General features: G+C 30.5%; 9 protein-coding genes and 2 pseudogenes. 1 reads left to right on the top strand and 10 read right to left on the bottom strand.

All coding sequences use genetic code 11. The features are described 5' to 3' along the window. From KYD98_RS17810 to KYD98_RS17785, 6 genes and pseudogenes are all read right to left on the bottom strand, one after another. The coding region (locus tag KYD98_RS17810; protein WP_258049927.1) for an Rpn family recombination-promoting nuclease/putative transposase at nucleotides 1-590 on the bottom strand (590 nt) is incomplete at its 3' end. A 465-nt stretch (nucleotides 591-1,055) separates the two neighbouring features. Beyond that, on the bottom strand, nucleotides 1,056-1,583 hold the full coding sequence (locus tag KYD98_RS17805; RefSeq protein WP_219781398.1) for a hypothetical protein: 528 nt from the start codon (nucleotides 1,581-1,583) through the stop codon (nucleotides 1,056-1,058). Further along, a complete protein-coding gene (locus tag KYD98_RS17800; protein WP_219781397.1) occupies nucleotides 1,580-1,759 on the bottom strand; it encodes a hypothetical protein in 180 nt (59 codons plus the stop codon). The genes KYD98_RS17805 and KYD98_RS17800 overlap by 4 nt, the downstream gene beginning before the upstream one ends. Before the next feature lie 352 nt (nucleotides 1,760-2,111). Beyond that, nucleotides 2,112-2,684 carry a hypothetical protein gene (locus KYD98_RS17795; protein WP_219781396.1) on the bottom strand — a complete coding sequence of 191 codons (573 nt, stop codon included), beginning with the start codon at nucleotides 2,682-2,684 and terminating at the stop codon, nucleotides 2,112-2,114. A 17-nt stretch (nucleotides 2,685-2,701) separates the two neighbouring features. Continuing rightward, nucleotides 2,702-4,108 (bottom strand): polymorphic toxin-type HINT domain-containing protein, encoded by a 1,407-nt coding sequence (locus tag KYD98_RS18360; protein WP_258049926.1) that lies wholly within the window; start codon nucleotides 4,106-4,108, stop codon nucleotides 2,702-2,704. A gap of 1 nt (nucleotide 4,109) precedes the next feature. Then, nucleotides 4,110-5,072: pseudogene (locus KYD98_RS17785) on the bottom strand (late control protein D); the annotation flags it as partial. A 419-nt stretch (nucleotides 5,073-5,491) separates the two neighbouring features. On the opposite strand from KYD98_RS17785, the gene KYD98_RS17780 reads away from it, so the two are divergent. Beyond that, nucleotides 5,492-5,920 carry a hypothetical protein gene (locus KYD98_RS17780; protein ID WP_219781395.1) on the top strand — a complete coding sequence of 143 codons (429 nt, stop codon included), beginning with the start codon at nucleotides 5,492-5,494 and terminating at the stop codon, nucleotides 5,918-5,920. 614 nt (nucleotides 5,921-6,534) lie between these two features. On the opposite strand, the gene KYD98_RS17775 is transcribed toward KYD98_RS17780, so the two are convergent. The 4 genes and pseudogenes from KYD98_RS17775 to KYD98_RS17760 all read right to left on the bottom strand — a co-directional run. After that, a complete protein-coding gene (locus KYD98_RS17775) occupies nucleotides 6,535-6,873 on the bottom strand; it encodes a hypothetical protein (protein WP_219781394.1) in 339 nt (112 codons plus the stop codon). Nucleotides 6,874-6,889: 16 nt separating this feature from the next. Then, complete coding sequence (locus KYD98_RS17770; protein WP_219781393.1) at nucleotides 6,890-7,114, bottom strand: hypothetical protein; 225 nt, start codon at nucleotides 7,112-7,114, stop codon at nucleotides 6,890-6,892. A 674-nt stretch (nucleotides 7,115-7,788) separates the two neighbouring features. Continuing rightward, nucleotides 7,789-8,142 (bottom strand): hypothetical protein, encoded by a 354-nt coding sequence (locus tag KYD98_RS17765; protein ID WP_219781392.1) that lies wholly within the window; start codon nucleotides 8,140-8,142, stop codon nucleotides 7,789-7,791. After that, a pseudogene (locus tag KYD98_RS17760) lies at nucleotides 8,139-8,981 on the bottom strand (hypothetical protein); the annotation flags it as partial. The pseudogene KYD98_RS17760 and the gene KYD98_RS17765, both read right to left, overlap by 4 nt.

Raw genomic sequence — 8,981 nt, 5'->3', positions numbered from 1 at the left:
TTATAAATATCCTCATCTGATGACTTTGTTTCTAATAACGTTTTTGCCATCTTAAATACTAATTTTAAAGGATTATCATCACTTATGCTCTCTAAATTTATTTTTTCAACATCTATTGTTCTAAAATTATAAATTAAAATTTCATTTTCTATATTTGGAACTTTATATACATACCTTTTGTCTTTTCCACGTTCACCTTTATAAGTATATATAGCTGCTCCTATAACTTCACTCTTATCCTTATTTTTGTATCTGAATTTATCCCATATTCTATAAAAATATCTAAACATTCTTTCGCCGAAAGCATCTTCATCACTACTATAACTTTGAACTTCAACATGAATAAATAAAATTTTGCTATTATTATCTTTAAGCTTTACCTTTATTATTTTATCTGAAATTATCTTTTCAGCACTATCTTTATCAAAAATTTCTCTTTGAATTTCTTGAAGCTCTAAATCTAAACTTTCACTTCCAAGTTCCCATGCAATCTCATCAAATATTTCAGGGAATAATACTTCTACAACTTCCACTTCAAATGCTTCAAGTATTGTTTTCCATGCTGCGTCATAGTCATGTTTCTTTGACAAGGTCTTCACCTCACTTTCTTTAAAGAACTTCATTATATATCCTTATTATATCTTATTAATTATAATTTCAGCAAGGATTGTAGGCTGAAAAATTTGACTTTTGGTATCCAAGATATTGACATAAGTCCAGTAAGTAATTCCCCTTCTATTGAGACTCCATTTTCTGTATTTCCTTAGGCACATTCAAAATAATAACAAGTCAATATGCTAGTCTATTTCGGGTCATGTTGCGTCAGTATAATGGCCTAATAGCTTGCTATTAAACCATTATGTTTCCTTGCCTGACGCAAAATATACATCGCATTTTGGACTTGTTATTTTCTTTCATGTGCCTTAGTCATTAATATTTTGCTTTGTGCTGTTATTATAACTGAATTTTAAGAAAAATTTTAACTGACCACAAAATTGTAGTCAGTTAAAATAATAAATAATAATTATCTTTTTTATAAAAATTCTAAGTTTAACTTAATTCTCATATTCCATTATTTCACGAACTGGCATTGATTCTGCATCAAGTATATCTGCTAAACTTAATCCATCTTTAGGATAATATTCTTCTACTGAAATTCTTTCTATTGGATACTTTATAAACCAATTTTCTGCTTTAAATATTTTACAGTCATAATTATATCCTTTTTTCTTTTTTACACCTAAATATTTTCCTTCAAATACAAGTATATTACCCAATATACGATGATTGATTTTCTTAGGTACATTCCCTATAACAATTATTCTATCCCATTTCTTATTATCACGATTAAATAAAATACCATCTTTACCTATCACTACCCAATCTCCATCTTCACAATCACCCGTAAGATATTGACAGTATATTTCACTAGTAGTACTGTCTAAAGGTTCTTTACTTCCTTCAACTGTTTTTATATCTTTTGTAACTTTTCTAACAGTAACTGTCATAGTAAAAATATCTATTAATATTAAAAATGTAATTATAGATATTAAAATTAAAACTATTTTTATTATTTTTTTCATTCTCCTACTTCCTCTTTTATTTGTGATTCATCTATATCTTTTGGCTCCTTACCTGCTTTGTATACTTTCCATTGAGAATTTTCACTTCCATATTCAGCACTTTTAATAGGATAATTTTCGCATCCATCCATGGTAAACTCTTCATTTTTTAATCTTCTTCGAAATCTATCTTCCATTGACCATACAAAATTATCTATCCAATTATCACGGTTATTAATATCTTTATCTTCTGTTTCTTTATTATTTATTATTTAGTATTTTTTCTTATAGCTGAATTGCCTTGAAACTTAGACCTATACGTCAAAATCATTGATTCTACTAGATTTTCTATGTCCAAAATATGCCCAAACTATATCCTATTGTATCCAAGTTGAACCTTAAAAAGAAAACTCCAATAGACGCCTTTATGACATCAATTGGAATTTTTCTATTTGCTTGAATCAGACATCAAAAGAAGTTTTTGCAGAATGTCCTACATTTCTATAACCAATTGCAGTGAATATTTCTAATTTTATTAAGTCAGTTTGTCTATAAAATATTCTTATTACATATTATTGGATAAACATATTTTTCAAAATTCCCTACTTCCTTTTCAGTAATAAATAAATTCTTTCCTTCTTCAGTTTCATACTGCTTTATAGCATAATTATATTCGTAAAAATCTTTACCTTTCTTTAATACAATACATTTGAATAATTGGTCAATATTTATTGCCTTAATAATCTCGGATTTATTTAGTGTTTTATACCAAATTGTTCTTCTTTTTTTATGGCTAGGGTATTGTGCTGGCAAATCCGATTCATTATTTATAAAAACCGTCCTTTCTTTAATAAAATTTGTTTTTTCCCGTTCATCATCATCATCCCTTAATATACCATGCCCTCTACGCTTGTTGAACTCTATTAATTTCCTATAAAACTCTTGTGTCTTCTTATCTTCATTTTGCAAATTATTAAGAAAATACTCAGTATCAATGCAACTAAAAATCAGTAACGAATCTTCATCTAAAAACGAACTTAGTATATCTGCAATTTCTTCATTATTTTTTATTTCATGTGAATTTTCGATAACATATCCTAATTCCTCTTTTAATATTTTCATTCTTTATAAACCCCTTCTTAATCTTCAAAATACAAATGTAAAGAATCATCTGTTTTTGTCGTTCCTTCATAATAATATTCAAAGTGTATTTGAAATTCTTTTCCAGCATTAACACCACGGTTAACGAGTTGCCCACTGTGAATTTCTCCTATAACTTCACCTTCGCTATTGCTAACAAACATTTTACCTATATCAGTTCCACCACCAAAACTTAGTTTGTAATTATTTTCTTCTGCCCATGTCCACATATCTGTGCCAGCCCCAGCCCACTTTGGATTATTAGGCACATATTCACTACAAGTGTTATGCACTAAAACACCTCTATTTGAAACATAATATGTGTGCCACTCTTCAACTTCAAAATTATATACTTTTACATGTTCTTCTATCAACTCAAATTTTAATGATGTAACTTCAATTACCTGGCCAGAATAAAGTTGTACATTATCTCCTACTTCCAATTCTTCTGCTACTATCCATCCTTTATCAACAACCCAAAATGGATGAGTTGGTGTAGCTTTTATTTCAGTTTCCTTAATACTAATGTGAACAAGTCTATCTGTTTCATTTACAAATAGATCTGTAACTTTCTTTAATCCTTTTTCACCTGTATATTGATTTTGGGAGTAAACTTCATCACCAATTTTAATATCTTTTATATGTTTATGACCATCTTTAATTAAAACTAGTGTCTCTTCTGTAAAACATAATCCGCCAGCTTCACTTCCCCATTTATTTACAACTTCACCCTTTTGGGGTACTGCAAGTACATCTTTTTCAGGTATAGTTGTACCTTTAGTTTGTTTTATTCCAAAAAGAGTTGATACTGTTCCAAAACTATTTAACCAATGTTCTTTTGATAATGGATCTTTTGGGTTAAATGTTTCATTTACCATATCTACATTTCCTAAGGTAATCCAATTAGTAAAATCATAACCTGAATTAAATGCTTTTTCAGATCTTTTTGCATTTTCTTGTAAACTTGCTTTTACGCCATCAGGAATTCCTAAAGTTAGCCAATTTACAAAGTCATATGGTGAATCCAATGCCCTCTGCCTTCTGTCATCAAGTCCATTCCAAAAATCACAACCTATTTCCTTTATTGAATTCCATGATTTTACAAACGGATTAACATTACTATCTTTACTATTATCATTCTCTGATCTACCAGAACCAAATCTTGCTATAAGAGCTCCAACCAGTAATTTAAATACTTCTTCGAGAAGTTCTTCCTCCTCCTCATCAATCTCTCCATCTTCACAAACATTTGCAAGAACTGCTGCAACTCCAGCTATAACTCCAGCAAAGCTTCCAGGGAGTCCTCCACATTTAGCTACCGGTGATAATGCATTACCTACTGCACTTCCTATTTTTGCCATTCCTCCTACAGCACCAATTACTAAATTTCCAATATTAAAGTCCATTTTATACTCCTCCTTCTGCAAAAGGAGCATAAGTTTCTCTACAGCTTCCATTTTTTATTACATTATTGCCTTTTATATGGAATTCTCCTTCTATTGAGACTCCATTTTCTGTATTTCCTTTGGTCATTAATATTTTGCTTTGAGCTGTTATGTTTACGTTATTTTTTGTCCTTATTGCTATTTTTCCACCTGCGTTTAGGTTTAATCCTGTTGGACTTGTAAGAGTTACTCCTGTTTCATCATCAAAATTTATACTTAGTGGATCTTTACTTCCACCATTTATATTTAAAGCTCCTGGAAGCATTTCTATCTCACTTCCATGTTCTGAAGCAAAATATCTATTTGTTGTATCAGATGTTTTTTCACAAGTATCTCCATTTTTTCTTATGCAACCTGTAATAATTGGTTCTGCACCATCTTCACTTGGAAAATAAAGCCTTGCACTTTCTCCAATAGTAGGCATTGAATACATTATGTTTACTGATGGTGGTGCATATCTAAACCAATAAGCTTCTTCTTCACTTTGATTTTCGTCTATGTTTAAATGAAGCTTTACTAACTCTTCTTTTACTGCTAGAACTTTTCCTTCAAGAGTTGCTCCCTTTAAAAGCTTATTGTAAATTATACTTTGCCATACTCCATTTTTTCTACATAACTTATATTTATAAAATATTTCTTCCTTATCTTTATAAGCTTCATATTCTCTAATATATAAATCTTTTTTCTTATAATAAATCTCTGAACCAATCTCAAATATGTATCTTCTTTTTATTTCATAATAGAAATAATCTGTATCGTGATATCCTGCATTATATCCACCTGCTTCATAGAATGTCTTAATATCCTTAAAAGCTTCATAATCCATATTATCATTTAATTCATAGCTATGCTCATGGGGTATTCCAAAATTAAACATACAATTCAAATTTATTATATCACAGTATAATTCTGAATTTAACTCACTGTAATTAAAGAATATGCTTTGGATAATAAGCTAAATATAGAAGATAAGCTGTTTCCTTTAACCGAACGAGCAATACAGAAACAGCTAAAAATTGTATGCGACTATTTAGAACTCGAAAATGTATCTACACATAGTTTCCGAAAGTTCTATGCTAATGAAATCTTCAACAACAACCACCAAAACATTGAGTTGGTTAGAACTCTTTTGCAGCATAGTACAATAGCAATAACACAAAAATACCTTGGTGTAAGCAGTAAAGAAATAGAAGATGCTATAAGTAATCATGTGCATATTATTTAGCATAAAAATAACGAAGGCCACCTAATTGTATGCTAAACAAATTAAACAGGAGTTATAAATTATAAATAGTTAAGGTTACCTTTTACAAGTAAAGACAAGTATAATAAGGAGGTTTTAAGTTGGCAAATAAAAAGTGCAAGTGTGACTATAAGGAACTTAATATAGTTGTTGAGCTCCTTACAGAACGCGGATTTAAGGTCATTTCCACTAGCCTAGAGACATATGATTTGTTTTTAGGCCACCCCTATATTGATAAAATTACACATATTCAAATCGAATTTGGAGCTTTTTACCCAAAGGCCATACTTGAGGGACTTCCTCCCAACTGGATACATTACGAATACCACAGGGTAGATGATAACCTCATTAGTGATTACACTTATTCTGCGATAAGTTGTTCAGAGTGTCACCCTATCACAGAGTCAGATGCAGAAAGTATTGAGTATGCTAAGAGGTTAAATATCAGCAATTTGGAGTGCTGGCTTAATGATATAGACCCAGCTAGTTTTTGGAGTGTACTGAAACTAGGTGGCATAGAGCTGTACTAATGCTTAGTTTACAATGTAGAATAGCTTACAAACCACTACTATAAATCGCTGTAACTCTTTACATTGCTTGGATTACAGCGATTCTACTGTGTCCAAAAGACTTTGTATTGCAGTAGGCACATAAAAATAAGCGGTTTGTACACAGTATCATACATAACCGCTTATACTAATAATCACCGCTTTTATAGTCTGGAGAAAATCGGATAAAACCACACAGACTCTTTTATTTGTTATTCGTATACCCTGAAAGGTTTCAAGGCATCCTTAATTTCCGTGTACCAAGCTATGTCCTATTATATCCAAAGTTAGACCTTAGAAAGAAAAACTCCAACAGATACCTTTATAGCATCCATTGGAATTTTGCTAGTAGCTTGAATCAGACGTCAAAAGAAGTTTTTACAGAATGTTATCCGTTTCTATAGCTGGTTGCATTAAAGCCTCTTTTTGATAGATGTTTGCAGTTATTAGAATGTATTTTTCTTATTGTTGCTACCGAACTTACTACAGAATTATTATTATTCGGTTAGCTTCTTCTATACATAATTGTAGCAAATGTTTTGCTTGCTATATTTAATCTTATTCTTTTATGTCAACTACTAGTAATAATTTTGTAATTATACCTCTAGAAAAAACTCATCTTGAAATTCTCCCAATATATTGTATTCTATCTCATAAACATAATCAGGATAACCACTTTCAGGATTAATAAAATTGAATGCTATCCTGAATGACGGATTCTCTCCCAAGCATTTATTGATAATTAAGTATGTTTTGCTATATTCAATTACAAAATCCTTTAATTCATTTCTTTTTTGAGATTCCTCAATGGTCTCAGCTAAAAAGTTATTTTCGCGATTATCCACTATCTCCTCAATATATTCTCGTGATTTTGTTATCAAATCACTAAAATTATAATTGTTATTAAAAGCTTCTTGTATATCTTTAATATTCATTATATTCATTCACATCCTACTTTTTCAATAATAAATCAAATACTAATTCACCAGCATCATTTACATATCCATAAACTCTGGTATGTCCACCTGCTGTCGGTACTTTAAGCTTATAAGTATATTCAATTCCTCCTTTCGTAATTATTTCATCTTTGCTAAGTTCAATTATGCCTGAAGTTCCTTGTCTTCTTGGTGCTAAACCTTTCTCCATAGCATTTTGAAACTTTTTATCAAGTCCCATTTTTTTCAACTCTTTAAGAACTTTACTATCTATACTTCTAGTACTAGCTAATCCAGCTTCAGCCGCCCCCTTTTCTATATTTCCTACTCCACTACCAGCAACATAACTCTCATTATATATTATTTCACCAGTCTTAAGATGTTAACAACCCTTTTGTATAAAGCATCTAAAGGTAGGTATGGTAGAGAAAAAGCTATTGAATTGAAGGAATCTGCTAAAAAATTAATTATTCTTCAGTATTCTTTTAGTGCTATTTTTAAGCAAAAGAAAAGGCTAACAAAGGATATGATTATCCGATGTTAGTCTTAATTTTTTATTTTCAGTTTTATCAAACCGTTTATACAACTGGATTTAGTCACAAGAGTATAACTTTAAAAAATTTTTTTAACTCCTAATAATCTTATATGGGAATGAACTCTCCATTTTACTACAAGCCTTTGATTTATCCTTATCAAGCATCTTTACTAAATAGTTGTATCATTTATATCCTAATATGATATTTTTTCTCCGCATTATTCAAAGAATGGTGTCTGATTACAAATTGCATCAGCTTATCTTTCAACTCTTCTTACCTACTCATTGGCAAAACTTGTATTATTTACAACTGTTGCTTCATTATATTATGCAAAATATGTGTCCGAAAAAGTTCACAACAGATTTGATCCATAATCCATTTATCCATATACTCCTATTTTTGACATTACATAAATTGCGATTAATGCTAAACACAAGAAAATAAGTGTACCTAACCAAGCATATGTACCATATCTCTTCTCTGGAATTTTTCTTATTCTCCACGCCATAACTGTTATCTGAATTACTAATCCTGCTGTAGAAATGAAAAATAAATTTCTAAATAGAACTTCATTTATACCACTAACTTTCCATAAAAATAGTAAGATCCCAGTAGTTGAAAGTAACATTGAAAATATTTTTAAACAAATATCTTTTTTGACAACAAAAATTGTATAGTAAATAAAAGATATTGATATTCCCAATACTAAAAGGTACTTAATTGTGTCAATCATTTTATCCAACTCTCTTTCCAAAACTCACCTATTGCTGAAATAGTACACCCTGCAACAACACCTGCTGCAAATGCCCATCCTACACCGGGAATTAAAGCAGCTATAGCTATAGTAGATCCAACTGAAAATCCTGTAGTTATTATATCAACTGTAACTGCTTTATTTTTATCTACATCATCGTAATCTTTATTGTTTATATCATTATAAATATTTATTCCTCCAGCGATAATATTACCTCCAACACCTATTTTTGTACTTAACGATTTCCATCCCCCAGAATTAAGTGTTCTCGAAACTACTCTTATATCATCAGCTCTATTCGCAATATCAAACATCTTCCTATATGCTTCAATTCTACTTGAGCTATTTGTTAAATTACTATTATTATAAACATAATTCGCCATGTATTCTGATACAGAAGATACAATTATAGTATCTTCTGAGATTACAGTATCTACGCCTGTTACACTTCCCCAAATTACCTTTCCCCAATCAAACTCATTTGCATGTACAATTGGGAAATAGGTTGCTTGTGACTTTGCTTCTGCAGCCTTTTCATCATAAGCCTCCTTAGTTAATGGTCCCCATCCACGTTCTAAGCAATCTTGCTTCCATGAGTTATCTTCATAGGTATTACTTATCTCATCTGTTGCTTTGTTAATAAAATTATATCCAATATCCCCTTCGTCAGTAACAACTTTAGTTATCCATTCACCATTATCATTTACATAACACCCATTCACTGTTGTATCTTGTGCCATGGATCCTTCTGGATATAAATAATACCAATTTCCTTGATCATAAAGCCACTCTGTTGCAACACTTCCGTCATCCTTAAG

Source organism: Clostridium weizhouense (assembly GCF_019431045.1).
GTDB classification, from domain to species: Bacteria; Bacillota; Clostridia; order Clostridiales; family Clostridiaceae; genus Clostridium; species Clostridium weizhouense.
The sequence above is the reverse complement of the archived record's forward strand: the minus strand, read 5'-3'. Positions and strand labels throughout refer to the sequence as shown.